This window comes from Streptomyces sp. NPDC028910, assembly GCF_055564955.1.
On record NZ_JBVHVF010000018.1, the window covers coordinates 1 to 26,708 of the forward strand.

At 72.3% G+C, this 26,708-nt stretch carries 29 protein-coding genes; 11 read left to right on the forward strand and 18 right to left on the reverse strand.

Features of this window, described 5'->3' with window-relative positions:
• Positions 1-429 precede the first annotated feature (429 nt).
• Positions 430-1,467, reverse strand: coding sequence for a rod shape-determining protein (locus ACZ4TV_RS21620; protein ID WP_468136320.1), 1,038 nt, complete (start codon positions 1,465-1,467; stop codon positions 430-432).
• Positions 1,468-1,679: 212 nt separating this feature from the next.
• Here ACZ4TV_RS21620 and ACZ4TV_RS21625 point away from each other — a divergent pair, with 212 nt between their 5' ends.
• On the forward strand, positions 1,680-2,393 hold the full coding sequence (locus tag ACZ4TV_RS21625; protein WP_468136321.1) for an esterase/lipase family protein: 714 nt from the start codon (positions 1,680-1,682) through the stop codon (positions 2,391-2,393).
• Positions 2,394-2,452: 59 nt separating this feature from the next.
• Here ACZ4TV_RS21625 and ACZ4TV_RS21630 read toward each other — a convergent pair whose 3' ends face one another.
• Positions 2,453-3,064 carry a hypothetical protein gene (locus tag ACZ4TV_RS21630; protein WP_468136322.1) on the reverse strand — a complete coding sequence of 204 codons (612 nt, stop codon included), beginning with the start codon at positions 3,062-3,064 and terminating at the stop codon, positions 2,453-2,455.
• Between the two features lie 78 nt (positions 3,065-3,142).
• On the opposite strand from ACZ4TV_RS21630, the gene ACZ4TV_RS21635 reads away from it, so the two are divergent.
• The gene (locus tag ACZ4TV_RS21635) at positions 3,143-3,868 is read left to right on the forward strand and encodes an SCO2400 family protein (protein WP_468136323.1); all 726 of its coding nucleotides are present in this window, start codon (positions 3,143-3,145) and stop codon (positions 3,866-3,868) included.
• A gap of 9 nt (positions 3,869-3,877) precedes the next feature.
• On the opposite strand, the gene ACZ4TV_RS21640 is transcribed toward ACZ4TV_RS21635, so the two are convergent.
• Complete coding sequence (locus ACZ4TV_RS21640; protein ID WP_468136324.1) at positions 3,878-4,300, reverse strand: MarR family winged helix-turn-helix transcriptional regulator; 423 nt, start codon at positions 4,298-4,300, stop codon at positions 3,878-3,880.
• Positions 4,301-4,394: 94 nt separating this feature from the next.
• Between ACZ4TV_RS21640 and ACZ4TV_RS21645 the strand changes: the two genes are divergently transcribed.
• From ACZ4TV_RS21645 to ACZ4TV_RS21655, 3 genes are all read left to right on the forward strand, one after another.
• Positions 4,395-5,417, forward strand: a complete 1,023-nt coding sequence (locus tag ACZ4TV_RS21645) for an NADP-dependent oxidoreductase (RefSeq protein ID WP_468136325.1) — start codon at positions 4,395-4,397, stop codon at positions 5,415-5,417.
• A gap of 64 nt (positions 5,418-5,481) precedes the next feature.
• On the forward strand, positions 5,482-5,904 hold the full coding sequence (locus ACZ4TV_RS21650; RefSeq protein ID WP_328925522.1) for an organic hydroperoxide resistance protein: 423 nt from the start codon (positions 5,482-5,484) through the stop codon (positions 5,902-5,904).
• A 65-nt stretch (positions 5,905-5,969) separates the two neighbouring features.
• Positions 5,970-6,770: an EI24 domain-containing protein gene (locus ACZ4TV_RS21655; RefSeq protein WP_468136326.1), complete on the forward strand. Its 801-nt coding sequence runs from the start codon at positions 5,970-5,972 to the stop codon at positions 6,768-6,770.
• Positions 6,771-6,789: 19 nt separating this feature from the next.
• On the opposite strand, the gene ACZ4TV_RS21660 is transcribed toward ACZ4TV_RS21655, so the two are convergent.
• Positions 6,790-7,677, reverse strand: coding sequence for an NAD(P)-dependent oxidoreductase (locus ACZ4TV_RS21660; protein ID WP_468136327.1), 888 nt, complete (start codon positions 7,675-7,677; stop codon positions 6,790-6,792).
• Positions 7,678-7,773: 96 nt separating this feature from the next.
• On the opposite strand from ACZ4TV_RS21660, the gene ACZ4TV_RS21665 reads away from it, so the two are divergent.
• A complete protein-coding gene (locus tag ACZ4TV_RS21665) occupies positions 7,774-8,109 on the forward strand; it encodes a winged helix-turn-helix transcriptional regulator (RefSeq protein WP_468136328.1) in 336 nt (111 codons plus the stop codon).
• Between the two features lie 16 nt (positions 8,110-8,125).
• Here ACZ4TV_RS21665 and ACZ4TV_RS21670 read toward each other — a convergent pair whose 3' ends face one another.
• The 4 genes from ACZ4TV_RS21670 to ACZ4TV_RS21685 form a co-directional block, all read right to left on the reverse strand.
• Positions 8,126-8,848 (reverse strand): hypothetical protein, encoded by a 723-nt coding sequence (locus ACZ4TV_RS21670; RefSeq protein WP_468136329.1) that lies wholly within the window; start codon positions 8,846-8,848, stop codon positions 8,126-8,128.
• Between the two features lie 13 nt (positions 8,849-8,861).
• Positions 8,862-9,566, reverse strand: a complete 705-nt coding sequence (locus ACZ4TV_RS21675; RefSeq protein ID WP_468136330.1) for a carbon-nitrogen hydrolase family protein — start codon at positions 9,564-9,566, stop codon at positions 8,862-8,864.
• A 94-nt stretch (positions 9,567-9,660) separates the two neighbouring features.
• Positions 9,661-10,557 carry an endonuclease/exonuclease/phosphatase family protein gene (locus tag ACZ4TV_RS21680; protein ID WP_468136331.1) on the reverse strand — a complete coding sequence of 299 codons (897 nt, stop codon included), beginning with the start codon at positions 10,555-10,557 and terminating at the stop codon, positions 9,661-9,663.
• A 70-nt stretch (positions 10,558-10,627) separates the two neighbouring features.
• On the reverse strand, positions 10,628-11,209 hold the full coding sequence (locus ACZ4TV_RS21685) for a TetR/AcrR family transcriptional regulator (protein ID WP_468136332.1): 582 nt from the start codon (positions 11,207-11,209) through the stop codon (positions 10,628-10,630).
• A gap of 181 nt (positions 11,210-11,390) precedes the next feature.
• Between ACZ4TV_RS21685 and ACZ4TV_RS21690 the strand changes: the two genes are divergently transcribed.
• Positions 11,391-13,868 carry a beta-glucosidase gene (locus ACZ4TV_RS21690; protein WP_468136333.1) on the forward strand — a complete coding sequence of 826 codons (2,478 nt, stop codon included), beginning with the start codon at positions 11,391-11,393 and terminating at the stop codon, positions 13,866-13,868.
• An 87-nt stretch (positions 13,869-13,955) separates the two neighbouring features.
• Here ACZ4TV_RS21690 and ACZ4TV_RS21695 read toward each other — a convergent pair whose 3' ends face one another.
• Complete coding sequence (locus ACZ4TV_RS21695; protein ID WP_468136334.1) at positions 13,956-14,852, reverse strand: SGNH/GDSL hydrolase family protein; 897 nt, start codon at positions 14,850-14,852, stop codon at positions 13,956-13,958.
• Between the two features lie 249 nt (positions 14,853-15,101).
• Between ACZ4TV_RS21695 and ACZ4TV_RS21700 the strand changes: the two genes are divergently transcribed.
• Positions 15,102-15,596 (forward strand): DUF3145 domain-containing protein, encoded by a 495-nt coding sequence (locus tag ACZ4TV_RS21700; RefSeq protein WP_052875531.1) that lies wholly within the window; start codon positions 15,102-15,104, stop codon positions 15,594-15,596.
• A 68-nt stretch (positions 15,597-15,664) separates the two neighbouring features.
• Here the strand turns inward: ACZ4TV_RS21700 and fabF are convergent, their stop codons facing one another.
• From fabF to ACZ4TV_RS21725, 5 genes are all read right to left on the reverse strand, one after another.
• Positions 15,665-16,930 carry a beta-ketoacyl-ACP synthase II gene (gene fabF, locus ACZ4TV_RS21705; RefSeq protein WP_468136335.1) on the reverse strand — a complete coding sequence of 422 codons (1,266 nt, stop codon included), beginning with the start codon at positions 16,928-16,930 and terminating at the stop codon, positions 15,665-15,667.
• 79 nt (positions 16,931-17,009) lie between these two features.
• Positions 17,010-17,258 (reverse strand): acyl carrier protein, encoded by a 249-nt coding sequence (locus ACZ4TV_RS21710; RefSeq protein WP_360899160.1) that lies wholly within the window; start codon positions 17,256-17,258, stop codon positions 17,010-17,012.
• Positions 17,259-17,313: 55 nt separating this feature from the next.
• The gene (locus tag ACZ4TV_RS21715; protein ID WP_468136336.1) at positions 17,314-18,318 is read right to left on the reverse strand and encodes a beta-ketoacyl-ACP synthase 3; all 1,005 of its coding nucleotides are present in this window, start codon (positions 18,316-18,318) and stop codon (positions 17,314-17,316) included.
• 19 nt (positions 18,319-18,337) lie between these two features.
• Positions 18,338-19,255 carry an ACP S-malonyltransferase gene (locus tag ACZ4TV_RS21720; protein WP_468136337.1) on the reverse strand — a complete coding sequence of 306 codons (918 nt, stop codon included), beginning with the start codon at positions 19,253-19,255 and terminating at the stop codon, positions 18,338-18,340.
• 89 nt (positions 19,256-19,344) lie between these two features.
• On the reverse strand, positions 19,345-20,571 hold the full coding sequence (locus ACZ4TV_RS21725; RefSeq protein WP_468136338.1) for a PucR family transcriptional regulator: 1,227 nt from the start codon (positions 20,569-20,571) through the stop codon (positions 19,345-19,347).
• Between the two features lie 92 nt (positions 20,572-20,663).
• Here ACZ4TV_RS21725 and ACZ4TV_RS21730 point away from each other — a divergent pair, with 92 nt between their 5' ends.
• A complete protein-coding gene (locus tag ACZ4TV_RS21730) occupies positions 20,664-21,326 on the forward strand; it encodes a pirin family protein (RefSeq protein ID WP_468136339.1) in 663 nt (220 codons plus the stop codon).
• Here ACZ4TV_RS21730 and ACZ4TV_RS21735 read toward each other — a convergent pair.
• Positions 21,323-22,138 carry a serine hydrolase domain-containing protein gene (locus ACZ4TV_RS21735; protein ID WP_468136524.1) on the reverse strand — a complete coding sequence of 272 codons (816 nt, stop codon included), beginning with the start codon at positions 22,136-22,138 and terminating at the stop codon, positions 21,323-21,325. The genes ACZ4TV_RS21730 and ACZ4TV_RS21735 overlap by 4 nt on opposite strands.
• A gap of 78 nt (positions 22,139-22,216) precedes the next feature.
• Here ACZ4TV_RS21735 and ACZ4TV_RS21740 point away from each other — a divergent pair, with 78 nt between their 5' ends.
• Both ACZ4TV_RS21740 and ACZ4TV_RS21745 read left to right on the forward strand, forming a co-directional pair.
• The gene (locus ACZ4TV_RS21740; RefSeq protein ID WP_468136340.1) at positions 22,217-22,630 is read left to right on the forward strand and encodes a MerR family transcriptional regulator; all 414 of its coding nucleotides are present in this window, start codon (positions 22,217-22,219) and stop codon (positions 22,628-22,630) included.
• A complete protein-coding gene (locus ACZ4TV_RS21745) occupies positions 22,627-23,667 on the forward strand; it encodes an aldo/keto reductase (RefSeq protein WP_468136341.1) in 1,041 nt (346 codons plus the stop codon). Before ACZ4TV_RS21740 ends, ACZ4TV_RS21745 begins: the two co-directional genes overlap by 4 nt.
• 49 nt (positions 23,668-23,716) lie before the next feature.
• On the opposite strand, the gene ACZ4TV_RS21750 is transcribed toward ACZ4TV_RS21745, so the two are convergent.
• From ACZ4TV_RS21750 to ACZ4TV_RS21760, 3 genes are all read right to left on the reverse strand, one after another.
• On the reverse strand, positions 23,717-24,562 hold the full coding sequence (locus ACZ4TV_RS21750; RefSeq protein ID WP_468136342.1) for a DUF4429 domain-containing protein: 846 nt from the start codon (positions 24,560-24,562) through the stop codon (positions 23,717-23,719).
• A 74-nt stretch (positions 24,563-24,636) separates the two neighbouring features.
• Positions 24,637-25,866 (reverse strand): alpha/beta hydrolase, encoded by a 1,230-nt coding sequence (locus ACZ4TV_RS21755; protein WP_468136525.1) that lies wholly within the window; start codon positions 25,864-25,866, stop codon positions 24,637-24,639.
• 159 nt (positions 25,867-26,025) lie between these two features.
• Positions 26,026-26,691, reverse strand: a complete 666-nt coding sequence (locus ACZ4TV_RS21760) for a TetR/AcrR family transcriptional regulator (RefSeq protein ID WP_468136343.1) — start codon at positions 26,689-26,691, stop codon at positions 26,026-26,028.
• Positions 26,692-26,708 lie beyond the last annotated feature (17 nt).

The window sequence follows — 26,708 nt, forward strand, 5'->3', positions numbered from 1 at the left end:
AGGAACACATGGGGGGAGTGTTTTCTGGTGGGGGAGTGGTTTGGGTTCTTTCGCCCTTGACGGTGCGTTTGTTGTGCTTTTTTCCCCCCCCCCCCCCCCTTCCCCCCCTCCCCCCCTTCCCCCCCCCCCCCCCCCCCCCCCCGTACCGGGCCGTGCACAGCTCGGTCGCGGAATCCACGATGTGCTGGAGGGTCGCGTGCAGCTCCAGCTCGGAGCCGACGCCGAGAACGGCTTCGAGCAGGACCGGGAGGCGCGCCGTGCCCTCATGGGGCTCCGTGCGGGCCTGCCCGTCGAGGACCGCCCTGTCGAGGACCGCCCCGTTGAGGGCCGCCCCGTCGAGGGCCTCGCCGGGCTCCTCGACGGGTTCGTCACCGCGCGTCTCACCGCGCGTCTCGCCGCGCTCGTCGTCGGGCTCCTGCCCGGCGTCCGTCATTCGGCCAGCGGGTTGAGGACCATCGGGGCGATCTTCCCTTCGAGCATCGCGCCGAGACCGAGCACGGCGCACACGTCCGGCCGTTCCGCGATGGCGACGGGCATTCCGGTGGCGCCGCGCAGCATCTGGTCCAGGCCCGGCAGCAGGGCGCTGCCGCCCACCATCATGATCCCCTTGTCCGTCAGGTCCGCGACCAGGTCCGGCGGGCAGTCCCGCAGCACCTTGCCGATGCCGTCGAGGACGGCGGTCAGCGGAGTGTGGATGGCGTCCCGTACGGCCGCGGTGTCCACGTGGACGGAGCGGGCCAGTCCGGTGGCCACGTCGCGGCCGTGGATCAGCGTGGAAGCCGGTCCCTCCGCGGTGATGCCGTTGCCGTGCAGGGCCAGTTGGAGCGGCCGTACGGCCTGGCTGGGCAGCATCAGCTCGTGCGCGTGGCGCAGGTGCTGGACGACCGCGTGGTCGATGGCCTCGCCGCCGACCGGGATCCGCTGGGCGGTGACGATCGAACCGAGGGAGAGGACGGCGACCTGGGTGGCCGCGGCCCCGCAGACCATGATCATCGTCGCGGTCGGCTGCTCCACGGGCAGTCCGCAGCCGACGGCCGCCGCGATCAGGGTGTCGACCAGTTCGACGCGGCGTGCGCCGAGACCGACGAGGGTTTCCACGGTCGCCCGCTGGGCCAGCGGGTCCGCGTCGTGCGGGGTGCAGGCGGCGGCCCGCAGCCGCGGCTTGCGGCGCAGGGCGCGCCGCAGCTTCTCGCCGAGCAGGTGGCGCAGCATCCGCTGGGCCATCTCGATGTCGACGACGGTGCCGCCGGAGACGGGGCGTACGACCCGGATGTAGTCGGGCGTGCGGCCGGTCATCCGCTCGGCGAAGGTGCCGACGGCGATGAGTGCGCCGGTGCGCGTGTTGACCGCGGCGACGCTGGGCTCGTCGACCACGAGGCCGGCGCCCTTGACGTACACGCGGGTCCGTGCCGCCCCAAGGTCGACGGCGACGTGGCAGCGGCGCAACTGCTCAAGACTGACGGTCACGGCAGATCCTCCCGAGAGCGCTGACGCAAGAGGACCGGCGGAAATGCCGGTCACTTTTCATATCTTCTCGGGCATTTCGGGCTAACCGCCCGTTGAGCTGCTCCGGCCGGGGGGTCAGTCGCGGCTGCATGGGGGTGGATTTCTGTACCGACAGGCACCACCATGCCCCCACCGCACGCGCTACTCGCGCGTAACAAGGTAAAGGGGACTCGATGCTGACGGCCCGCCAGAGATTGTCGGCACTCCTGATGCTCTGCCTGGCGCTGCTGGCGGCGCCCTTCCCGGTCCATGCCGCCGACCGGGTCACGACCCCTGTCGCTGACCAGGTGTCACCGCGCAATCCGGTGGTCCTCGTGCACGGCTACAACGCGGATCCGGGCGTCTGGGGAGCCCTGCGCGCGGACCTGCGCGCCGCCGGCTACGCGGACTCGGAGCTCTTCTCCTGGGGCTACGACACCCACCTGTCCGTCAACGAGGTCCTCGCCGGGCGGCTGGGCGCCTACGTCGACCAGGTCCGCCGGGAGACCGGCGCCGCCAAGGTCGACGTCGTGGCGCACTCGTTCGGCTCGCTGGTGAGCCGCTGGTACGTGAAGTTCGGCGGCGGCGCGGCGACGGTGGACCACTGGGTCTCGCTGGCCGGGCCCAACCGCGGCACCTCCACCGCGTGGGCCTGCGCCCTGTGGGACCAGGCGTGCCGGGACATGACCCCCGGGTCGTACGTGGTGAGGAACCTGAACGGCGGGGACGAGACCCCGGGCGCGGTGAAGTACGCGACCTTCTGGTCCCCCTGCGACGAGGTCGTGAACCCGGACGACAGCGTCCCGCTGACCGGAGCCGCCAACGCGCCGGTCGGCTGCCTCAAGCACAACGACCTGCTCGGCGACGACGGCACGTCGGCGGGGGTCCGGGCCTTCCTCGCCGCCTAGGTTGTCTCTTTCGGATCTTGCCGGGCAGCGCGGGCCCGGCAAGATCCGAAAGAGACGACCTAAAGGGTGTCTTGTCCTGTCCTCCTCTCCTCCTCGCCGAGCGCGACCCGCTGGAGCAGGCCGTACGTGAACTCCGCCACGCAGGGCCGGGCCCGCGCGGTGAAGGCGAGGCGCCAGCGGGTCGGCGCGGTGCCCTCCATCGGCCGCACCGGGGCGAAGGCCCGCGCCACCTCGTCCACCGTCGCCGACCAGGGCCGCAGATCGTCCGGCGACTCCAGTACGGGCCCCCGCGCGCCCGGGGCCCGTACGAGCCATTCGTTCCACACCGCTCCGTCCGGCGCGGCCAGCACCTCGAAGCGCAGGTCCGGCCAGAGCGGCACCGGCCACAGCAGGGCCTCGCACTCCAGATCGCCGATCGTGCGGCGCTCCGCGGACTCCGGCGGGCCGAGCACCGAGCGGTAGCGGGCCAGGGCGCCGCGGGCGCGGGACTGGGGGTCCCCCCGGACGGAGTCTGGGGGATGGACCATCGCCTGCCAGCGCTTGTTCGCCTCGCGCTGGTCCGCGAGCGAGGCGCCCAGCCGGCGGCGGGCCTCGTCGGCGAGTTCCGGCTGGAAATCCGCCATCCGCCGCAACAGCACCAACTGGAAGGCGGTCGGCCCGAAGGTTGTCATGGAGGAAACGATTCCACACAGGATCCTTACGTTCTCGGGATATGGATGTTGCCAGGGACCACGTAGCCTGCGGGCGCCATGAACTACTGCCACGCCTGCCAGAGGCACCTCAACGGCGCACTGGCGTGCGCCGGATGCGGAACCCCGGCCGAGTACCTGATGCCCGCCGCGCCTGCTGCCGCGCCGGCGCCCTCGGTCGTCGCGCCGCCCGCCGGCCCGACGCCGACGCCGGCGCTGGCAGACGTGTACGCCGACTCCGTCGTCGTGCTGTCCGTCCCGAACGAGCGCCGGGCCGGCGCGCGCCGCAGGGCCGCGCACCGACGCCGCCGCCGGACCGTGCTGACCATCGGGCTCGGCCTGGTGGTCGCGGTCGGGGGCTCGCTGGCGGTGGCTCGCATGGCCACCGACGGGCAGCGCACCGACCGGGCCGCCAATGTGGTGCTCACCGACGACGGCCCCCGGCAGCCCGCCCCGCTGCCGGACCTGCCGACGGCGGGCGCGCCCGCCGGCCCCTCCGGGAAGGCCACGGCGAAGGTCGCCGCCGGGCCCACGAAGAAGGCCGGGGCCGGGGCGGCTTCCGGAGGCGTCGTACAGCCGGGGCCGACGTCGTCCGCCGCCGCTTCCGCTTCCGCTTCCGCGACGTCGAGCCCGGGAGCCGGTACCCCCGACCCGGGGACCAACGTAAAGCCGACTACATCGGGAAAGCCGTCGCAGAGCGCCTCCAGCAGTCCGCCGCCCCCGCCGCCGCCGACACCCACGCCCACGCCGACGAAGGACTGCTGGCTGTTCTGCGGCTGGTTCTGAGCCGCCGCGTCAGCCCAGCATCCGCTTGAGCAGGTCCCGCAGCACCGCCCGCTCCGCCGGGGACAGCCCGGCCAGGGGCTCGCGCGCGAAGTCCAGCGACTCGCGCAGCCGCTCCGCCGTCTGCAGGCCCTCTTCGGTGGGGGCGGCCAGCTTGACCCGCCGGTCGGCGGGGTCCGGACGGCGCTCGACCAGGCCGCGGCTCTCCAGCCGGTCGACGATCCCGGTCACGTTCGAGGGCTCGCACCTCAGCTTCTGCGCGATGCGGCGCATCGGCATCGGCTCCAGGGAGAGCAGGTTCAGGACCTTGGCCTGGGCGCCGGTCAGCTGATGGCTGGCGGCCGCGTGCTCGTACTCCATGTGGTACCGGGTCACGACGTCACCGATGAGTTCGACGACTTCGACGGTCACTGGGTCTACACGACGACTGGGCATGGAAACAGCGTACCCATTTACTTGACAACATGAAATATCCAGGCGCATGGTTGTTTCACCTACTGAACCAATTCGTTCTGACCAGGAGCGCGCCATGTCCCAGATCCCCGCCGTCAGCCGCGAGTGGCACCTTGTCCGTCGCCCGCAGGGCTGGCCCGTCGCCGAGGACTTCGCCCTGCGCGAGGTGCCCGTGTCCGCCGAGCCCGCCGCCGGCCGGATCCTCGTGCGCAACCTGCACATGTCCGTGGACCCGTACATGCGCGGCCGGATGAACGACGTGAAGTCCTACGTCCCGCCCTTCCAGCTGGACCGGCCCATGGACGGCGGCGCGGTCGGCGAGGTCGTCGCCTCCGCCGCCGAGGGCTTCGCCGTCGGCGACCACGTCCTGCACGGCCTGGGCTGGCGCGAGTACGCGGACCTCGACGCGAAGCACGCCATCAAGGTCGACGCCTCGCTCGCCCCGCTCTCCGCCTACCTCGGCGTGCTCGGCATGCCGGGCCTGACCGCCTACGCGGGCCTCTTCGAGGTGGCCTCCTTCAAGGAGGGCGACGCCGTCTTCGTCTCCGGCGCGGCCGGTGCGGTCGGCAGCCTGGTGGGCCAGTTCGCCAAGATCAAGGGCGCGTCCCGGGTGATCGGCTCCGCCGGCTCGGACGAGAAGGTGACGCTGCTCACGGAGAAGTACGGCTTCGACGCCGCCTTCAACTACAAGAACGGCCCCGTCGGCGCGCAGCTGCGGGACTCCGCCCCCGAGGGCATCGACGTCTACTTCGACAATGTCGGCGGGGACCACCTGGAGGCCGCCATCTCCTCCCTGAACGTGAACGGCCGGGCCACCCTGTGCGGCGCGATCGCCCACTACAACGACACCGAGGCCGCGCCCGGTCCGCGCAACCTCATGCAGGTCATCGGCAAGCGGCTGCGGCTCCAGGGCATCCTCGTCAACGACCACGCCGGGCTGCAGCCGCGGTTCGTCGAGGACGTGGCCGGATGGCTGCGTTCCGGCGAGCTGCGCTACGACGAAACGGTCGTCGAGGGCGTCGAGAACGCGGCCTCCGCCTTCCTCGGCATGCTGCGCGGCGAGAACACCGGAAAGATGATCGTTTCCTTCACCGGTTAGGCTCACCCCACACCGTCGTGACCGTGGGCGCGAGTCGCGGCGATTACCAGGAGGATTTCCTTACATGTCCATCCAGTACTCCGACGTCGCGTACACCGCTGTCGCCACCGCCGAGAACGGCCGTGACGGTCGCGTCGCCACCAACGACGGCCAGCTCGACGTCGTCGTGAACCCGCCGAAGGAGCTCGGTGGCAGCGGCGCCGGTACCAACCCGGAGCAACTGTTCGCCGCCGGCTACAGCGCCTGCTTCCAGGGCGCCCTGGGTGTCGTCGCGAAGAACGTGAACGCCGACATCTCCGGCTCCACCGTCACCGCCGAGGTCGGCATAGGCAAGAACGACGAGGGCTTCGGCCTGATCGTCAAGATCTCCGCCGTGATCCCGAACGTGGACGCCGCCACCGCCAAGGACCTCATCGAGAAGGCCCACGAGGTCTGCCCGTACTCCAAGGCGACCCGCGGCAACATCACCGTCGAGCTCGCCGTCTGATCCGGCAGCCGCCGTGCGAAGGCCGCACCCCCATCGGGGTGCGGCCTTCGCCGTAAACTGGCCCCATGCATGATCTTGCGGGGGGCTTCCGGTATCTGCTGGCCGGACAGCGATGGGTTTTCCGGCACGGCCGGTGGCTGGGCTTCGGGCTGCTGCCCGGGCTCGTGGCGTTCGTCCTCTACGCCGGCGCGCTGATCGGGCTCGGCTACGGAGCCGACGACCTGACGGCCTGGGCCACCCCCTTCGCCGACGGCTGGTCCTCCCCGTGGCTCGGGCTCTTGCGCGGCTTCCTGACCGCGCTGGTCTTCAGTCTCGGGCTCTTCCTCGCGGTGATCACCTTCACCGCCGTGACCCTGCTGATCGGCCAGCCGTTCTACGAGTCCCTCTCGGAGCAGGTCGACCGCAGCGAGGGCGGCGATGTCCCCGAGTCCGGGCTCCCGCTCTGGCTGGAGCTGTGGGTCTCGGCCCGGGACAGCGTGAAGGTGCTCGGGCGGGTGCTGCTGTACGGGATCCTGCTCTTCGCCCTCGGCTTCGTCCCCGTCATCGGGCAGACCGTGATCCCGGTGCTCGGGTTCTGCGTCTCCGGATACTTCCTGACCCAGGAGCTCACCGCCGTGGCCCTCCAGCGGCGCAAGGTGGAGCTGCCCGAGCGGCTGGAGCTGCTGCGCTCGCGGCGGATGCTGGTGCTGGGCTTCGGGGTGCCGCTGGTGCTGGCGTTCCTGGTCCCGCTGGTCGCGGTGTTCCTGATGCCGGGCGCGGTGGCGGGCGCCACCCTCATGGCGAGGGATCTGATGCGGACCGACGAGGCCCCGGCCGTCGAAGCCGCCCCTGCCGGCTTCGGTCCGCCGCCGCCCACGTTCCCGTGACCACCGGTCCCCGGGCCTCCTACCGCTTCAGCAGCAGGACGGCCCCCGCCGTGTCCTCGCCGGCGTGGGCGGCCGGGTCGGCGGCCAGGCGGCGGCGCATCAGGTCCAGGTAGGGGGAGATCAGCTCGGTGCTGACACCCTGCTGCTCGGCGGTCCGCAGCAGGGTGCCGGTGGCCGCGACCTGCATGGCGAGGCCGGACACCACTCCGGTGGTGAAGTCCCGCGAGGTCAGCCGCTCGGCGGTGCTGCCGACGAAGAAGCCCATCGCGCCGAGCCACTCGGACAGCAGCGGAGCCAGGTCCTTCGGGGCGATGTCCTCGCCCTCGATCAGCGCGTAGGCGTGCGAGACGCCCGCGAAGAGCCCGTACATCGCGCTGAGCAGGGCCACGTCGTGCAGGGCGGCGTGACCGGGGTCCTCTCCGACGAAGCGGGCCCCCGCCGGGATCTGGAGCGTCGACCGGTGGGCGTCGAAGAGCGCGCGCGAGCCGCTGTAGAAGACGTACCCGCCGGCCTCGGGGACGCCGATCATCGTCGGCGTGGCCATGATCCCGCCGTCCACGAACCGGGCCCCGCGCTCCTCGGCCCAGGCGGCCCGGGCGCGCCCCTCGGCCGGGGTGCCGGTGGTGAGGTTGACGAGGTCCTTGCCGGTCAGGTCGACCCCGTCCAGGGCGGAGCCCACGGTGGCGTCGTCCAGCAGACAGACCACGACCAGCCCGTTCGCCGCGACCGCCGCGGCGGGGCTCGCGGCGACGACGGCCCCCTCGGCGGCCAGCGCCTCGGCCTTGGCGGCGGTGCGGTTCCATACGGTGAGGGGGTGCCCGGCGGCGAGCCAGGTACGGGCGAGGGCGGTGCCCATGTCGCCGAGTCCGAGCAGGGTGAGCGAGTTCTGCGATGTGTTGTCGGTCATGGCGTTTAGCCTGGTGGCAGGCCGTGAGGCGCTCAAGTACGCACTTTGGAGTGGGTGGTTACCCCAAGGTGAGCGAGCAGGTGGGGAGGGTGTGCGATGGCGGTGGCACGAAGGCCCGGTGCGGACCACTGCGGCATCGCCGCGGCGATGTCCGTGATCGACGGCAAGTGGAAGGTGTCGCTCCTGTGGGAGCTGGAGCAGTGCCCGCGCCGTTTCGGTGAACTGCGCAGGCTCGTTCCCGGCGTGTCCGAGAAGGTGCTCGCCGCGCAGCTGCGCGAGCTGGAGACGGACGGCATCGTGCACCGCGAGGTGTACGACGAGGTCCCGCCGCGCGTGGAGTACTCCCTGACCCCGCTGGGCCAGGACCTGAACGCGGCCCTGGAGGCCCTGGGCGAGTGGGGCAGCAAGCACCTGCTGCCCGACTCGGCGTGAGCCGCCCTTACGAGACCTACCGGCGCGGCTCCACCCACAGCGCCTCGGCGACGGCGCACAGCTCGCCGCCGGCGGTGGCCAGGGCCGTGCCCGCGGTGTACTTGCGCTCCGAGGCGGAGAGCATCCAGGCGTACGAGACGAGCCCCTCGCCCACGGGTACCGGCCGCAGCAGCCGTGCGGTCAGCGCGGCGGTGACCGCACCGGCCCGCCGCCCGTCGAGCAGGCGCCCGGCCGCGTTCCCGGGGCAGTCCAGCGCGCCCCACACCAGCTCGGGCGGCAGCAGTCCGTCCGGGCCGCCCAGTTCGGGCCCGGGGGTCCAGGCGGTGGCCACCACATCGCGGCCCGGCACCCGTCCGCAGTGCAGGCGCAGCCCGGTGGTGGGGGTCCGGTCCAGACCGCAGCCGAAGCAGTCGACCAGCCCGTCCGGCGGGGCCGTCCGGTAGGCCTCGGCCGCCGCCACGGCCTGTTCCCAGGAGGGGGCCCCGGGGGCGTCCGGGCCCGAGGATCCGGCCGGGGTCGCCACGGCCAGCAGCTGCTCGCCGTCCGTCAGTTCGCAGCCGCCGTCCGGGGTCCCGGTGAGGCGGACCGGCGCCCCCGTCGGCACGGGCCGCCGGAAGTCCACCCGTACGTTCTTCGCCGCGGCCCGTCCGGCCAGCACACCCGCCACGTAGCCGCCGAAGGCCACCCCGGGGTAGCCGTGGAGGCGTTCGGGAACCGTGATCGTCTCGAAGTCGCTCATGCCGCCCACCCCATCACACCGAGGCCGTCACCACGGACGGCCCGCGGTCGGCCGCCTCGGCCAGCAGGGCGCCGCCCGGGGCCCACACCGCCGCGCGCCCGCAGCCGGTCCACGGGCCCGCCGGGCCGACGTGGTTGGCGAGGACCACGTACAGGCCGTGCTCCTTCGCGATCCCGGGATGGACGGTGGCGCGCTCGCGGATCCCGTCGCCCGTCCCGTACAGGGAGCTCGCCAGGTGGACCCGGCAGCCGTCGGCCGCGCCTCGGCCGGGCAGCCCGGGGAAGTGGTTGTCGTAGCAGATGCCCAACGAGAAGCGGACCCCGCCGAGTTCAAAGCGCCCGTCGTCCTCGCCGGGCAGGAAGACCTGCTGCTCGTGCTGGTAGAGGTGCTGCTTGGCGTACGTCGTCACGTGCGCCCCGTCCGCGTCGTGGACCAGCGTCGCGATGGCTGGTCGCGGGCCGCCGGTGGGCAGCGCGACGTTCACGGCGGTGGCGATCCCGGCGGAACGCAGCGGGTCCAGGCGGGGGTCGTCGGCGGCCGTCCACAGCCCCGGGTCGGCGGCCAGCGCGGCCAACTCGTAGCCGGTCAGCGTGAGCTCGGGAAAGACGACCAGTTCGGCGCCCTGCTCGCGGGCCTGGGTGGCCAGGGCCGCGGCGTGCGCGGCGTTGGCCCGGACATCGGCGGGTACGCAGGTCATCTGCGCTGCGGCGATTCTCACCCGGCTCAGGATGCCAGCCCGCCGGCGACTTCCTTCAGCGGGGCGGGGAGGGCGCCCGGCATCCGGCCGGGCGCCGACGTGAGCGTCCGGCCGGTCAGGCGGTGGTGACGGCCACCGACTCGATCATGACGTGGTGGTCGGAGAAGGCCGAGTCGGCCACCGCGCACCAGCGCCGGGTCTCGCTGCTGAACAGGTAGTCGATCTTCCCGCCGAAGGAGTGCGTCGCCCGGCCGGTCCGCGAGGCGCCCTGCTGGTCGCACTCCAGGTAGCCCTCGGTGCCGGGACCGGTGGAGTACAGGCCGGCGGGCCAGATCCAGGCGTCCGTGCTGGTCGGGTCGTCGGGGGACTTCGCGTTGAAGTCACCGCCGAACACCGTCTTGGGGAAGGTGTTCACGATGGCCTTGATCTCCGCGAACTGGTCGTCCCGGTAGTCCCAGTCCGGGTGGTCCGGGTTGCTGCCCTTGCGCGAGGCGTGGACGTTGCACAGCCGTACGTCCCAGTACACCGCCGTCGCGCACTGGAAGGGGCTCTGCTGGCCGACGTACGGCTGCGTCACCGGGTACTCCCGGGCATCGGCCATCTGGCCCTTGAGCACGATCGCCGTGCCGATGCGGTCGGCCCGCCCGTCGTCCTCACCGCAGCGGTTGTTCCACTTGCCGGCGTCGCCCTGCGACCACTGGTACGGGGCGAAGCTCTTGCTCCATCCCGCGCCCAGCTGGTTCATCAGCAGGGTGAGGTCGTCCTCGCACACCTCCTGCAGGAGCGCGGCGTGGACGTAGTTGTTCTGGACGTGGTACGTGACCACGCCGATCTTCTGCTGCGGCGTGCCGGTGCCCTCGCAGTGCCAGGTGGAGCGCTGCGAGCCGCACATGTTCCAGGACATGACCTGGAGGTTCTTCGTCTCGGCGGCCACGGCCGACGGCGTCCCCAGGCCGGCGGCGAGCAGCAGCGTGCTCAGCACTCCCGCGGTTCTCTTCAGCAATCTTGACATTCCCACGGAATTTCCGCCCCCTTGATCGAAACGTTCTTGGCGATCAAGGTATACGCCGGTCCGGCGCGGGTCAGCTCCGGGCCTCGGGCCCCCGCAGCAGGGTCAGGAAGGAGCGGAAGGCGGCGGGCATGTCCACCGATTCGGGGGCCAGCAGCCACTGGTACTGGAGGCCGTCCATGACCGCCGTCAGCAGCGGGGCCGCCTCTTCGGGGGTGAGGCCCGAGGGGAGGCGGTCGCCGAACTCGGCGCGCAGCACCGCCGCCATCTCCGAGCGGACCTGGGCGTAGCGCTCGGTGAAGAACTCGCGCGCCGGATGTCCGTCGGTGACGCTCTCGCCCAGCAGCGCCGAGAAGGTCTGCACGATGCCCGGGCGCATGGCGTTGTACTCCACCAGCGAGGCCAGCAGGTCCAGGCGCCAGGCGCCGGCCGAGGCCCGCGAGCCGCCGCCCGTGTCCCAGCGGTCGCGCTCCTCCAGCACCGCGACCAGCAGCGCCTCCTTGGTCGGGAAGTAGTGCATCAGTCCCTGCTGGGTCAGGCCCACGCGCTCGGCGACCGTGCCCAGGGACGCACCCCGGTAGCCGCGCTCCGCGATCACCTCGACGGCCGCGCGGACGATCTCCCCGCGGCGCTCCTCGCTCCTCGTCCTGGCCATCGCCCCGCCACCCCTTCGCGTCCCACTCCTGCCAGCAGGACCGTACGCCATCTGATTATCACGAAGAGATTACAAACCCTACCGCTCAACAGGTAACAGGTCCACGATGGGGCCACCGCACCGCACCGCACCACGCAAGCGCACCGCGCAACCGCACCGCACTCAACGAGGAGGCACGGCCGTGACCGATGCCGATCAGGTCCGCGATCAGATACGCGACGACGCCGTGGAGGCGGCGCTGAGCAAGCTGGATCTCGACACCAAGACCCGTCTGCTGGCCGGGCAGGACATGTGGTCCCTGCCCGCCGTCCCCGGGATCGGGCTGAAGTCCCTGGTCATGTCCGACGGCCCCATCGGGGTCCGCGGCGTGCGCTGGACCGCCGACGACCCGTCCATCGCCCTGCCCTCCCCGACCGCGCTCGCCGCCGCCTGGGACCCCGGGCTCGCCCGCCGCGCCGGCCGGCTCCTCGCCCAGGAGGCCCGCCGCAAGGGCGTCCACGTCCTCCTCGCGCCCACCGTCAACCTGCACCGGTCCCCGCTCGGCGGCCGGCACTTCGAGTGCTACTCCGAGGACCCCCACCTCACCGGCGCCATCGGCAGCGGCTACGTGAACGGCGTCCAGGACGGCGGTGTGGGCACCACCGTCAAGCACTTCGTCGGCAACGACGCCGAGACCGAGCGGTTCACCGTCGACAGCGTCATCGACCCCCGCCCGCTGCGCGAGCTCTACCTCGCACCCTTCGAGGCCATCGTGGCCAACGCCCACCCCTGGGGCATCATGACCGCCTACAACCAGGTCAACGGCACGACCATGACCGAGCACCGGTACCTGGTGAACGAAGTCCTGCGCGGCGAATGGGGCTTCGACGGGTTCAACGTCTCCGACTGGATGGCCGCCCGCTCCACCACCGGCGACATCGAAGGTGGCCTGGACGTGGCCATGCCCGGCCCGACCACCGTCTACGGGGCCGCCCTCGCCGAGGCCGTCCGCGCCGGGGAGGTCCCCGAGGCGGCCGTCGACGAGGCCGTGCGCAACGTCCTGCGCCTCGCCGCCCGCGTCGGCCTCCTGGAGGGCGCCCCCGCCGTCGTCGAAGCCGCCCCGGCCCCGATCGACGGCCAGGCGCTGGCCCGCGAACTCGCCGCCCGCGGCTTCGTCCTGGTCCGCAACGAGAACGGGATCCTGCCGCTCGACGCCACCGCCGGACGCACCCTCGCCCTCACCGGCGCCGCAGCCCGCGACGCCCGCGTCCTCGGCGGCGGCTCCGCCACCGTCTTCCCCGAGCGGGTGGTCTCCCCGCTCGACGGCCTCACCACGGCCCTCCCCGAAGGGGCCTTGACCTACACCGTCGGCGCCGACCCCTCCGACGAACTCACTCCCGCCGGCCAGGGCTTCGAGCTCCGCGCCGTCTGCCGCGACGCGTCGGGGGCCGTCCTCGGCGAGGGCGGCCTGCCGTCCGGTCAGGTCCAGTGGATCGGTGACGACCTGCCCGCGGGCGCCACGTACGAGACCATGGCGAGCATCGAGGTCACCGGCACGTTCCTGCCGCGCGAGAGCGGCGAGCACGCCTTCGGCACCCGCGGACTCGGCGCCTTCACCCTCACCGTCGCCGGGCGGAGCCTCTGGGACGGCGTCCAGGAAATGGGCGACGAGGCCGACCCCTTCGAGGCCTTCTTCGGCGCTCCCAGCGAGCGCGCCCGCGTCACCCTCACCGAGGGCGAGCCCGTCGAGGTGTCGCTGACCTATCAGGTCCCCGACATGACCGCGCTGCCGCTCAAGGCGATCATGTTCTCGCTGCTCCACCTCGGCCCGCGGCGCGACGCCGACGAACTGATCGCCGAGGCCGTGGCGGCCGCCCGCGCCGCCGACACCGCCGTGGTGGTCGTCGCCACCACCGAGCGCGTGGAGTCCGAGGGCTTCGACCGGCGCGACCTCACCCTCCCGGGCCGCCAGGACGACCTGGTGCGCGCCGTCGCCGCCGTCAATCCGAACACCGTGGTCGTGGTCAACGCCGGCTCCCCGGTGGAGCTGCCGTGGCGGGAGGAGGTCGCCGCGGTGCTGCTGACGTGGTTCCCCGGACAGGAGGGCGGGGCCGCGCTGGCCGACGTACTCCTCGGCGACGCGGAGCCGGGCGGGCGGCTTCCCACCACCTGGCCCGCGCGGTTGGCGGACGCGCCCGTCACCGAGGTCGTCCCCACGGACGGCCGCCTGGAGTACCGCGAGGGGCTCTTCATCGGCTACCGGGCGTACGAGAAGCACGCCGTCGCCCCCGCCTACCCCTTCGGGCACGGCCTCGGCTACACCACATGGGCGTACGAATCCCTGGAGGCCACCGCCGACACCGTCCGGGTCCGCGTCACCAACACCGGCAGCCGGCCCGGCCGCGAGGTCGTCCAGGTCTATCTCGCGCCCGTGACCACCGCGCTCGACGGCGCGGGCAGCACGACCGTGGAGCGCCCGGCGAGCTGGCTGGCCGCCTTCGCGGGCGTCGAGGCGGGCCCCGGCGAGAGCGTCGAGGCCGAGATCGCCCTGCCCGCCCGGGCCTTCGAGATCTGGGACGAGGAGAGCCGCGGCTGGCGGCGGATCGGCGGCACCTACGAGGTCCGCGCGAGCCACTCGCACGGTGACACCCGGCTGACGGTGCCGCTCGACATCGCGTGACACGCCGTATGGCCGGAAATCACCCCTGAAAGCCGGTCCGGGGGCGGGCCCTGACACCCGCCCCCGGACCCCTCGGGCACGAGGGCGTCAACGGGGCGGTTCGGCCGCCGTCACCTGGCGGTGCGCCAGTTCCGCCAGCCGCGCCTGCCCGTCCTTGCCCGGATGGAACCAGTCCCAGCGGCTCAACTGGTCCGCCGCGAAGGGGTACTGGAAGACCGCGCCGCCGTCGTAGCGGCACAGCGCGTCCTTCGCGCATACCTGGCGCAGCACCTCGTTGTACTCCACCACCCGCGCCCGCACCTGCTCGCGCCGGGCCGTCGCCCCCGAGGCCGCCGACAGCGGATCGGCGAGCATCGACTGACAGATGCCCAGCTTCCAGATCTGCCGGACCATCGGGAGGTCCTTGCCCTGTTCCCACAGCCGTTGGAGGTCCGGCACGCTGGAGACGTACACCTGGGAGTGGGGGGACGCGGCCCGCAGGTCCGCGAGGGCCTTCTCGAACAGGGACCGGAACTCCTCCACCGGCGTCATCGACGAAGCCGTGGGCCGGCAGGCGTCGTTCGAGCCCACCATCACCGTGACCAGGTCGGGCTTGTGCGCGGCGGCCGCGGCCAGCTGGCCCGGCAGGTCCGCCATCCGTGAGCCGGTCACCGCGTAGTTCCAGCTGCGGGCGGGCGCCTCGGCGTCCCCGAGCAGCCGGGTGGCGAGGGAGCGGACCGCGGGATCGTTCCCGGTGGCCCAGGAAACCTCCGGACAGTCGGCCAGAACCGAACAGGCGTCGAAACCACGGGTGATGGAGTCGCCCACGGCCGCGATCGAGGAGGGTGCCGTGTTCCAGCGAGGTGCGGCCTGCGCCCCGCGCTCGCCCTCGGCGCCCGACCCGGCCGAGCTGCACCCGCTCACCGCCCCGGCCAGGAGCGCAACCGCCGCGCCCCCGCCCGCCAGAGTCCGGCGCGCGCGGCGGCGTGGAGCGGTGGTGCGCATGGGAAGGACGCCTCCTTGTCGCCCCCGCGTCGTTCGGGGGGTCCTGCTGAGTGAAAGCTCTGTGTTTACCGGCCTCGGAGCGACCGTACGTCACACCATGACCCCTGGCGCACGGTAGCTTTTTCCCGTGGCGTTTCGGCCGCAGGTCCCGTAGCGCAATGTCAAATAATTTCCGTTAGATTACATCACGTCACATACTGTCCGTTTTCTGGAGTTTATTCCCGACCTCGTCCCACACTGGAGGTCCCGGTGACGACACGTGGAGTTCTGTACGTGCATTCCGCACCGCGCGCGCTCTGCCCGCATGTGGAATGGGCTGTTGCGGGCGTGCTCGGGGTGCGGGTGAACCTCGACTGGATCAGGCAGCCCGCCTCCCCGGGCACCTGGAGAGCCGAGTTCTCCTGGCAGGCCGAAGCGGGCACCGCCTCGAAACTCGCCTCCGCGCTGCGCGGCTGGCACCTGCTGCGCTTCGAAGTGACCGCGGAACCCTGTCCGAACGCCGAGGGCGAGCGCTACAGCTCCACCCCGGAGCTCGGCATCTTCCACGCCGTCACCGGCATGCACGGCGACATCCTGATCCCGGAGGACCGGCTGCGCGCCGCCCTCGCCCGGTCCGCCCGCGGCGAGACCGACCTGGAGGCGGAGATCGCCAAACTGCTCGGCAAGCCCTGGGACGACGAACTGGAGCCCTTCCGCTACGCGGGCGAGGGCGCGCCGGTCCGCTGGCTCCACCAGGTGGTCTGAGCCTCTGATCCCGTACATGGAAGGGCCCCGCACGGCAGTCGCCGTGCGGGGCCCTTCCATGTACGGGATCAGACGGTACGGAACGCCAGCGTGACGTTGTGGCCGCCGAAGCCGAAGGAGTTGTTGATCGCGGAGATCGGGCCGTCGGCCGGCAGCTTGCGCGGCTCGCCGCAGACGATGTCCGCGTCGATGTCGTCGTCGAGCTGGTCGACGTTGATCGTCGGCGGCGCCAGCCGGTTGTAGAGCGCCAGCACCGTCGCGACGGTCTCGATACCGCCCGCGCCGCCCAGCAGGTGACCGGTCATCGACTTGGTCGCGGAGATCGCGATGTGGTCGAGGTCGTCGCCCAGCACCTTGCGCAGGGCCTTCAGCTCGGCCGTGTCACCCTGCGGGGTCGACGTGGCGTGCGCGTTCAGGTGGACCAGCTCGGCCGGGTCGAGACCCGTGTTGTCGAGCAGGTTCTGCACCGCGGCCGCGACACCGCGGCCGGTCGGCTCCGGCTGCGCGATGTGGTGGCTGTCGGCGGACAGCCCCTGGCCCAGCACCTCGCAGTAGACCCGGGCGCCGCGCGCGGCGGCGTGCTCGGCGGACTCCAGGATGACGACGCCCGCGCCTTCGCCCAGGACGAAGCCGTCACGGCCCTTGTCGTACGGGCGCGAGGCCTGCTCGGGGTTCTCGTTGTTCTTGGACATCGCCATCATGTTGGCGAACGCGGCGATCGGCAGCGGGTGGATGGCCGCCTCGGTGCCGCCCGCGACGACCACGTCGGCGCGACCGGTACGGATCATCTCGACGGCGTAGCCGATGGCCTCGGCGCCGGACGCGCAGGCGCTGACCGGAGTGTGCACGCCCGCCTGGGCGTTGACCTCCAGGCCGACGTTGGCCGACGGGCCGTTCGGCATGAGCATGGGGACGGTGTGCGGGGAGACCCGGCGCACACCCTTTTCCTTCAGAACGTCGTACTGGTCGAGCAGGGTCGTGACACCGCCGATACCGGAGGCGATCACGGTGCCCAGGCGATCGGGCGCGATGCCCGCGTCCTCGCCCGCGGGAGCGGTGTAGCCGGCGTCGGCCCACGCCTCCCGGGCCGCGATGACGGCGAACTGCGCCGAGCGGTCCAGCTTGCGGGCCAGCGGCCGGGGCAGGACCTCGCTCGGGTCCACGGCGGCCGGAGCGGCGATGCGTACCGGGAGTTCGGCGAAGCGCTCGCCCTCCAGGGGCTTTACGCCGGAGCGGCCGGCAAGCAGACCTTCCCAGGTCGAAGCGCTGTCGCCACCCAGCGGAGTGGTTGCGCCGATACCGGTGACGACCACGGTGCGATTGGTCGGGCTCACAGGAATTCTTTCTCCACGTCTCAGGGGGTGCTGAATTGTCACGGCGCCACCGCCAGGTGGCGACAAACGCTCGTCAGGCTCAGGCCTGGTGCTTCAGGATGTAGCTCGCGGCGTCGCCGACCGTCTTGAGGTTCTTGACGTCCTCGTCCGGGATCTTGACGTCGAAGCGCTCTTCGGCGGCGACGACGACCTCGACCATGGACAGGGAGTCGACGTCGAGGTCGTCGGTGAACGACTTGTCGATCTCCACGTCCTCGACGGGGATGCCGGCGATCTCGTTGACGATCTCCGCGAGACCGGCGACGATCTCTTCCTGCGTGGCGGCCATGTGGCGCTCCTTCTCTGGGTAACTGGTAATCAGACCGGGAATTGCGATCCCGGCCCTAGGGGAGGGTAACGACCGTCGCGGCGTAGACGAGTCCCGCCCCGAAGCCGATGACGAGCGCGGTGTCGCCGCTCTTCGCCGCTCCGGTCGCCAGGAGCCGCTCCATAGCGAGCGGGATCGAGGCGGCCGAGGTGTTGCCGGTGGTCTCCACGTCACGGGCGACCGTGACGTGTTCCGGCAGCTTCAGAGTCTTCACCATCGAGTCGATGATCCGCATGTTCGCCTGGTGCGGAATGAAGACGTCCAGGTCGTCCGCGGTGATCCCGGCGGCGTCGAGCGCCTGCTGGGCCACCTTGGCCATCTCGAAGACGGCCCAGCGGAAGACCGCCTGACCCTCCTGCGTGATGGCCGGGAACTTCTCGCCGCCGTCCTTGCCGAGGTACTCGTCCCACGGCACGGTCTGCTTGATGGTGTCGGACTTGTCACCCTCCGAACCCCACACCGTGGGGCCGATGGCCGGCTCGGCCGAGGGGCCGACGACCACGGCGCCGGCGCCGTCGCCGAACAGGAAGGCCGTCGCGCGGTCCTCCAGATCCGTCAGGTCCGAGAGCCGCTCCACGCCGATGACGAGCACGTGCTCCGCCGAGCCTTCCACCACCATGCCCTTGGCCAGGGTCAGGCCGTAGCCGAACCCGGCGCAGCCGGCGGAGATGTCGAAGGCGGCGGGCTTGACCGCGCCGATCCGGTGCGCGATCTCGGTCGCGATGGCCGGGGTCTGCTTGAAGTGCGAGACCGTCGAGACGATCACGGCGCCGATCTGCTCGGGGCGGACACCGGCATCGGCCAGCGCCTTCCCCGAGGCCTCCACCGACATCGCGGCGACGGTCTCCTCGGGCGAGGCCCAGTGCCGGGTCGCGATGCCGGAGCGGGAGCGGATCCACTCGTCGGACGAGTCGATGGTCTCGAGGATGACCTCGTTGGGCACCACGCGGGTCGGGCGGTAGCCGCCGACCCCGAGGATGCGGGCGTAGGGGGAGCCCTTGGCCGGCTTGATCTTGGACATGCTGTGTGGGCTCCTTCTCTCAGGCCGTCTGTTCGGCGACGAGCGCCGCGGCCTTGTCGAGATCGTCCGGGGTCTTCAGGGCCACGCTGGGTACGCCCTTCAGCGCGCGCTTGGCCAGACCCGTCAGGGTGCCACCGGGGCACAGTTCGATGATCCCCGTGACGCCCAGCTCGGCGAACGTCTCCATGCACAGGTCCCAGCGGACCGGGTTCGCGACCTGGCCGACCAGGCGGGCGACGACGTCGGCGCCCGTGGTGACGACGAGGCCGTCCTTGTTCGAGACGTACTTCAGCGCCGGGTCCGCCGGGGAAAGGGCCTCGGCGGCCTTCTCCAGCGTGGTGACCGCGGGGGCCATGTGGTGCGTGTGGAAGGCGCCCGCGACCTTGAGGGCGACGACCTTCATGGAGCCTTCGGGCTTGTCGGCCTGCAGGGCTTCGATCTGCTCCATCGTGCCGGCTGCCACGATCTGGCCCGCGCCGTTGATGTTGGCCGGGGTCAGGCCCAGCTTCTCCAGGTGCGCGACGACCACGTCGCGCTCACCGCCGAGGACCGCGGCCATGCCGGTCTCGGTGACGGCGGCGGCCTCGGCCATGCCCAGACCGCGGGTCCGGACGAACGACAGCGCGTCGGCCTCGGACAGTACGCCCGCGTAGGCGGCGGCGGTGATCTCACCGACGCTGTGCCCCGCGACGGCACCGAAGGCCGTGGGCGAACCGAGCGCCGAGGCGGACAGCAGACCCGCGGCGACCAGCAGGGGCTGGGCCACGGCCGTGTCGCGGATCTCGTCGGCGTCGGCGTTCGTGCCGTAGTGGGCAAGGTCCAGCCCGATGGCGTCCGACCAGGCGGCGACGCGGTCGGCGGCACCGGGAAGGTCGAGCCAGGGAGTCAAGAAGCCGGGCGTCTGAGCGCCTTGGCCGGGAGCGACGAGTACGAGCACCCTCACACTCTCTCTTGTGGATGGTCCCTGCCGCCCGTGGGGACAGGGACGAAGAACCGTCGGGGTAATTGTTGATGTCCGACAAAAGTCTAGGACTGGGGTTCGCCGTCGGCCAGACGCCCCAGAATCAGGGCGATCCGCAACGTGAACGCCGAGCGGACATCGGAAGGAGACCATCCGGTGACGTCGGTCACACGTCGCAGCCGGTAGCGCACCGTGTTGGGGTGCACGAACAGCATCCGCGCCGCCCCTTCCAGGCTGCTCGCCTGTTCCAGGTAGACGCTCAGCGTCTCCAACAGCGCCGATCCCGCCTCTTCCAGCGGTCTGTAGATCTCCTCCACCAGCTGTTCCCGGGCTGCGGGATCCGAGGCGATCGCCCGCTCCGGCAGGAGATCATCCGCCAGAACCGGCCGAGGGGCATCCTGCCACGCCGTGCAGGCCTTCAGTCCGGCCGCCGCGGCCTGCGCCGACTTCGTCGCGTTCAGCAGGTCGGACACCACCGGGCCGGCCACCACCGGACCGGCTGCGAACGGCCCGATCAGGGACTTCGCCACCTGCATCGGGTTGTCGCTGCCGCCCGCGATGACCACCAGACGGTCCCCGAGCACACCCGTCAGGACCTGGAGCTTGTGGTGGCGGGCCGCGCGCCGGATCGCCTCGACCGTCAGCTCGCTGTCCCCCTCCGGCGCGGTGCCCAGCACCACGCACACGTGCTCCGGAGAGTTCCAGCCCAGCGCCGCCGCCCGGGACAGCGCGCCCTCGTCGGCCTCACCGGACAGCACCGCGTTGACGACCAGGGACTCCAGCCGGGCGTCCCACGCCCCGCGCGCCTCCGCGGCCTGCGCGTACACCTGGGCGGTCGCGAAGGCGATCTCCCGGGCGTACACCAGGAGCGCCTCGCGCAGGATCGACTCGTCGCCCGGGGCCGCCACCTCCTCGATCGCGGTCTCCATGACCTCGATCGTGGTACGCACCATCTCGACGGTCTGCCGCAGGGTGATGGCCCGGGTCAGCTCGCGCGGAGCCGTCCCGAAGACGTCCGTGGAGATCGCCTGCGGCGTCTCCGGGTGCCGGAACCACTCCGTGAACGCGGCGATGCCCGCCTGCGCGACCAGGCCGATCCAGGACCGGTTCTCGGGCGGCATCGCCCGGTACCACGGCAGGGTCTCGTCCATGCGCGCGATCGCGTTGGCGGCGAGCCGCCCGGAGGACTTCTCCAGTCGGCGCAGCGTCGCGGCGTGCGGATGGGCGGGATGCGCGGGGTGCGCGGGGTGCGCGGGATGCGCGGGGAGATGCTCGCGTTCGGGTTGAGGCACGTGACAAGACTGCCTTATCGGGAAGGCTGCGCGGAGTCCGGTCCCGTGCCGGGCTCGCGCCCGGGGTCCGTCCGGGGTCTACGGTGGCCACCATGATTGATGTACGCCGCGGCGCCGACCGGTACGAGGGCGGGGATCCGGCCGCCGGGATCACCACCCGGCACGCCTTCTCCTTCGGATCCTTCTACGACCCGGACAACCTGCGCTTCGGTCCCGTCCTGGCCTGCAACGAGGAGATCCTCGCCCCGGGCGCCGGATTCGACGAGCACCCGCACAGCCACACCGAGATCGTGACCTGGGTGGTCGAGGGCGAGCTCACCCACCAGGACAGCACCGGGGAGAAGGGCCTCGTCCGCGCCGGAGACGTGCAGCGGCTCAGTGCCGGATCCGGGGCGCGCCACGTGGAGCGCAACGACGGCATCGGGCCGCTGCGCTTCGTGCAGATGTGGCTCGCGCCCCTCGCCGCGGGCGGCGAACCCTCGTACGAGGTGATCCGGGGCATCGCCGACAGCACCCCCTACGCGGTCCCCGGGGCCGGCGCCGTCCTGCACGTCCGGCGGCCCGGCGCGGGCGAGCGGGTCGCCGTACCGGCGGCGGATCGGGTGTACCTGCACGTCGTGCGCGGGGACCTGCGCCTGGACGGGGAGGAGCTGGGACCCGGGGATTCGGTACGGATCACCGCCGAGCGGGACCTGGAGATCACCGCCGGGTCACCCGGGGAGCTGCTGATCTGGGAACTCCCGGACGCCGCCTAGGGGGCCAGCTCGGCCAGGACCGCGTCGGTGAAGGGGGTCCAGGCCGCCACGGCCCACGGGCCGAAGGCGCGGTCCGTCAGGACCACGCACGCGGCGCGGGCGTCCGGGTCCACCCACAGGAAGGTGCCGGCCTGGCCGAAGTGCCCGAAGGTGCGCGGCGAGGACGTGGCGCCCGTCCAGTGCGGTGACTTGCCGTCGCGGATCTCCATGCCGAGCCCCCAGTCGTTGGGGGACTGGTGCCCGTAACCCGGCAGGACGCCCTTGAGGCCGGGGTGGACGACGGAGGTGGCCGCGGCGACCGTACGGACGTCGAGCAGCCGCGGCGCCTGCAGTTCGGCGGCGAACCGCAGGAGGTCGCGGACGGTGGAGACGCCGTCCTTGGCGGGCGAGCCCTCCAGGGTGGTCGAGGTCATGCCCAGCGGCTCGAAGACCGCCTGGTGCAGGTACTCCGTGAAGGGGATGCCGGTGGCTTTGGCGATGTGGTCGCCGAGCACCTCGAAACCGGCGTTCGAGTACAGCCGGCGCTGCCCGGGCGGGGCCGACACGCGGTGCTCGTCGAAGGCCAGGCCGCTGGTGTGCGCGAGGAGATGACGGACCGTCGATCCTTCGGGGCCGGCCGGTTCGTCCAGCTCGATCGCCCCCTCCTCGTAGGCGACGAGGGCGGCGTACGCGGCGAGCGGCTTGGTGACGGAGGCCAGCGCGAACCGGTGGTCGACGGGCCCGTGGGAACCGGCCGGGCTCCCGTCGGCACGTACGACGGCGGCCGCGGCGGTCTCCACCGGCCAGGTCTCGATGATCCGCAGGCTTTCCATGCCGTTGACGGCCTCCATGCTCTCCATGCGGCCGAGCCTACTTGCTTGGAGTGCACTCAAGGGTTTTAGCGTGGGGCCATGAGCCAGAGCCTGACGCAGACGCGGTACACGATCAGCGAGGTCGAGGCCCGGACCGGTCTGACCCAGCACACCCTGCGCTGGTACGAGCGGATCGGTCTGATGCCGCACGTGGACCGCTCGCACTCGGGACAGCGGCGCTTCACCGACAAGGACCTCCACTGGCTGGCCTTCGTGGGCAAGCTGCGATCCACCGGGATGTCGGTGGCGGACATGGTCCGGTACGCCGAGCTGGTCCGCGAGGGGGATCACACCGTGGAGGAACGCCGCGAGCTGCTGGAACGGACGCGGCGCGAGGTGCGGGCGCGGATCACGGAGCTGACGGACGCGCTCGCGGTACTGGACTACAAGATCGACATGTACTCGATGAACACCGTTGCGATGAAAGCGGTCGCGGGGAAGGCACGGCAATGACGGAGCACGGCACCATCACGGAGCGCGGAACCATCCTCGAACAGGCCGAACTGGGCAGGGGCGGCCCGCTGGTCGGCGTCCAGGGCCTCGGCTGCATGGGCATGAGCGAGTTCTACGGGGACACCGACGAGGCGGCGGCCCGGGAGACCCTGGAGGCGGCGCTGGCCGCGGGGGTCACCCTCTTCGACACCGCGGACGTCTACGGGCGGGGGAAGAACGAGGAGTTCCTCGCCCCCTTCGTGGCCGCGCACCGCGACGAGATCACCCTGGCGACGAAGTTCGCCATAGAGCGCACCGACGACCCGCACTACCGGGGCGTCCGCAACGACCGCGGGTACCTCCGCCAAGCCGTCGAGGACAGCCTGCGCCGGCTCGGCGTGGACGTCATCGACCTGTACTACATGCACCGGCGCGACCCGGCCGTGCCGCTCGCCGAGTCGGTCGGCGCGATGGCGGAGCTGGTGCGGGAGGGGAAGGTGCGCCACCTCGGGCTCAGCGAGGTCACCGGCGCGGAGCTGCGCGAGGCGCACGCCGTGCACCCGATCGCGGCGCTCCAGTCGGAGTGGTCGCTGTTCAGCCGGGACGTGGAGCGCAGCGCGGTGGGCGCGGCGGCGGAGCTGGGCGTGGGCCTCGTGCCGTACTCCCCGCTGGGCCGGGGCTTCTTGACCGGGGCCTTCGCGGACGCGTCCGTGGAGCTGTCCGAGGGCGACTTCCGGCGCTACCAGCCGCGGTTCACCGGCGACAACGCGAAGACCAACGCGGCGCTGCTGGCCCCGGTCCGGGAGATCGCGCGGGAGCTCGGGGCGAGCCCGGCGCAGATCGCCCTGGCCTGGGTGCAGCAGCGGGCGCAGGTGCACGGGCTGACCGTGGTCCCGATCCCGGGCACCCGCAAGCCGGGACGCCTGCGCGAGAACACGGCGGCGACGCGGATCACTTTGACGCCGGCGCAGCTGGCCCTGCTGGAGCCGATCGCCGCCCAGGTCGCGGGAGACCGGTACCCGGACATGAGCTCCACCTCGGCGGCGCGCGAAGCGTAAGCCCGCCCCGGCCGCATCCGGCCCCGCCGGCGATTAGGGGGTGTCCCCGCTACAGGGCCTCCGCGGCGAACCGGTCCCGCAGCGCCGAGTACTCGGCGTCCGTGAGGAGCCCCGCGGTGTGCAGCTCGCTGAAGTGCCGCAGGCGGTCGTCACCGGAGCGGGCCCGGGGCACCGAAGAGACCGGCGTGCGGCCGCGCAGACCCGCGAGGACGGCCGCGGCGAACGGCAGCGACTCGTGCACCGCCCCGTAGCCCACGCCGAAGACGGCCGCCGCGAGGTCGTGGTCCGGCCGGGGGTCACCGGCGGCGTCCCGCAGCCGCAGCCGCAGGTGGCCACCGGGGCCCTCCGGCGAGCTCCACTCGACGCCGGTGACGGCCGCCAGCGGGTACTGCTGATCGCCCGCCTTCCACTTGGTGCTGGTGGCCCCGGTACGGGACCAGTGGAAGGTGATCGCCGAGCCGTCGAAGCCCACCCGCGCGTCGTACGCCTTCAGGTGCACCGGCGGCTGCGGCACCTCGACCAGGAAGCTCGCCGCCGGCTCCTCGGCATCCGGCCCGAGCCGCGACCGCAGTGCGTCGGCGAACGCGGCTGCGGCCGGCGCCCGTTCGCCCGGCAGCACCAGCCGGTACGGGTCGCAGGTCTCCTTCAGCTGTCCGGCGGCGGCCTCCATCAGCGGATCCGCGCCCGGCCGCGGGGCGACACGCAGCACCACCGTGTCCCGCTTCCCGGCGGTCACGGTCACCTCGGACACCGCTTCGAGGGGGATCCGGCGCGAGCCCAGCGCGTGAAAGAGCCTCGGCGTCCTCGGCGTTCTTATCCCCCGTGTGAAGCGGATGAGCATCGAGTCCGAGTCGAACTCCCAGACGGCATGGTTTCCGGCCAGTACGTCACCCATGCGCCACATGGTAAAGGGAGCCGCCCCCGCGCGTCCCCCTCGTTGCGGGGACCGTTTCCGCGCCTCTACGCGCGTCAGTCCTGCTCTGTCCCGGAAATTTCACGCCGACAGGCATCGTCCCCGGTAGCGCACACAACGGAACCGAACGCACCGGTTCCGATTTTGGCGAAGTTGTCCACCGAGTCGGTTCCTGGCGCGAAATAGCCGGTGTGACTCCTGGCCCTGGCCGCGGACAGCAGCCGCGCACCGAAGTCCGGGGAGACCGGATCCGCGCCGTGGCCCAGCCCGCCGACCTCCAGGTGCGGTACGTCCGCGATCCAGTCGCCCTCGTCGCGCATCGCCCAGACCCGCGCCGAAGTGCGCAGCCCGGCGACGTTCTCGGCCCGCATCCCGGGACTGCCCGCCACCACCACGTCCGTCACCCGGTCCGGCAGCTCGTGCGCGGCGACCCCGCACACCACCGATCCGTAGCTGTGGCAGAACAGCGCCACGCTCGCGTCCCCGGGCAGGGCCGTGGTCAGCGCCTTCAGCCGGACGGCGCCGTCGACGGCCATGCGGCCGGTCGCGGCGTCCATGCCGACCCCGGCGGGCGCGGTGTAGCCGGCCCAGGCGATGACCGCCGTGCGGCTGTCCGGCGCGGCCGCGCGCTGGGCCTCGTACAGGGACTCGGCCATGCCGACGGGGGAGGTCAGGCGGCGCTGCGTGCGCTCGAAGGTGATCAGGTCGGTGTCGACGCCGGGGACGATCACCGAGATCCGCTCGGCCCGGTCGAGGTCGCCGAAGACCTCGGCCACGTGGCCACCACCGGTCGGGTCGAAGGCGAGGATCTGCCGGCCCGGCTCGGCGAGCGAGGCGAAGCGGTGGGAGCGGCGGGTGGCCGCGGCCCGGTCGGCCGGGGGCAGGGTGACATCGCGGCTGCGGGCTTCCTCGACCCGGCCGGCCCGCTCCAGGCCGCGCAGGTTGGCCCGGTAGCGGGTGGCGGTGGGGGCCCCGTCGAGGTTGCCGACGACGAGGGGGTAGCCGTCGGCGAGCCGGGCCCGCTGGTCGCCGTCGAGGCCGGCGAAGAAGCGGGCCACCGTCCGTACGGGCGCGTCCGCGGGCGGCACCGGGCGGCCGTCGATCCGGGCCTTGGCCCAGGCGTTGAGGGCGGCGGCCCGCAACGGGCTGCCCCCCTCGGGCCGGTGCACGGCGGTCCAGCCGGTGGTCGCGAGCAGGACGAAGACCACCGCCAGCGCGAGCAGGGTGCGCAGGGCGGCGGGGCGCGGGTCGGCATCGGGGACGGTGGGGTGGGCGAGGCCGGGCAGATTCACTGAGACCAGGGTAGGAGACCATTTCCGGCCGCGGCACGCCGGGTGACAGGGCTCACGGCCGACCGGGGGACCCCGTACGGGCGACGCGGGGACGACAGGGGGACGATGACGGGACGGTGCGGGGACGACGCGCCGCAGGGCATGGGCGACCGGTTACGGGGTTTCGCGCCAGCTCGCGGCCAGCGCCGGGCCGATCCGGTCGAGGTACGCCTCCGTCAACCGCCGGATCGCCTCCACGCTGGTGTCCTCGCCCTGCCCCCAGAGCCGCCCGGTGACCCGCATCACGCCGCAGAACGCGGCGACGGCCACCCGCGGCCTCGGGTCGGCGTCCACGTCCAGTCCCTCGCGGGCGGCGATCAACCGGGAGAGCCGCTCCTCCAGTTCGGCGGAGCGCCGCAGGTGCACGGCGAGCAGGGCCGGGGTGGACTCGATCAGTCGGTAGCCGCGCATGTAGAGGTCGACGGGGACCACCTCGGAGAGGGCCTCCTCGACGGTGTCCCAGGCGGCGAGCACGGCGCCCCGCATGGCTTCGAGGGGGCCCTCGGCGGCCGGCCGGGCGCGCAGCGCGGCGACGAAGTGCGACTCGACCAGGTCCTGGACGGCGAAGACGACTTCTTCCTTGTTGGCGAAGTAGCGGAAGAAGGTGCGCTGGGACACCGCCACGGTGTCGGTGATCTCGTCGACGGTGGTGCGCTCGTAGCCCTGGGAGATGAAGAGCAGGAGGGCCGCGCGCAGCAGCGCGTCACGGGTACGCCGTTTCTTGCGTTCGCGCAGTCCGGCCGCCGGCGCGGCCGGCGCCGAGCGCTCGTCGGTCCTCACCGTGGGCTCCTCTCCGA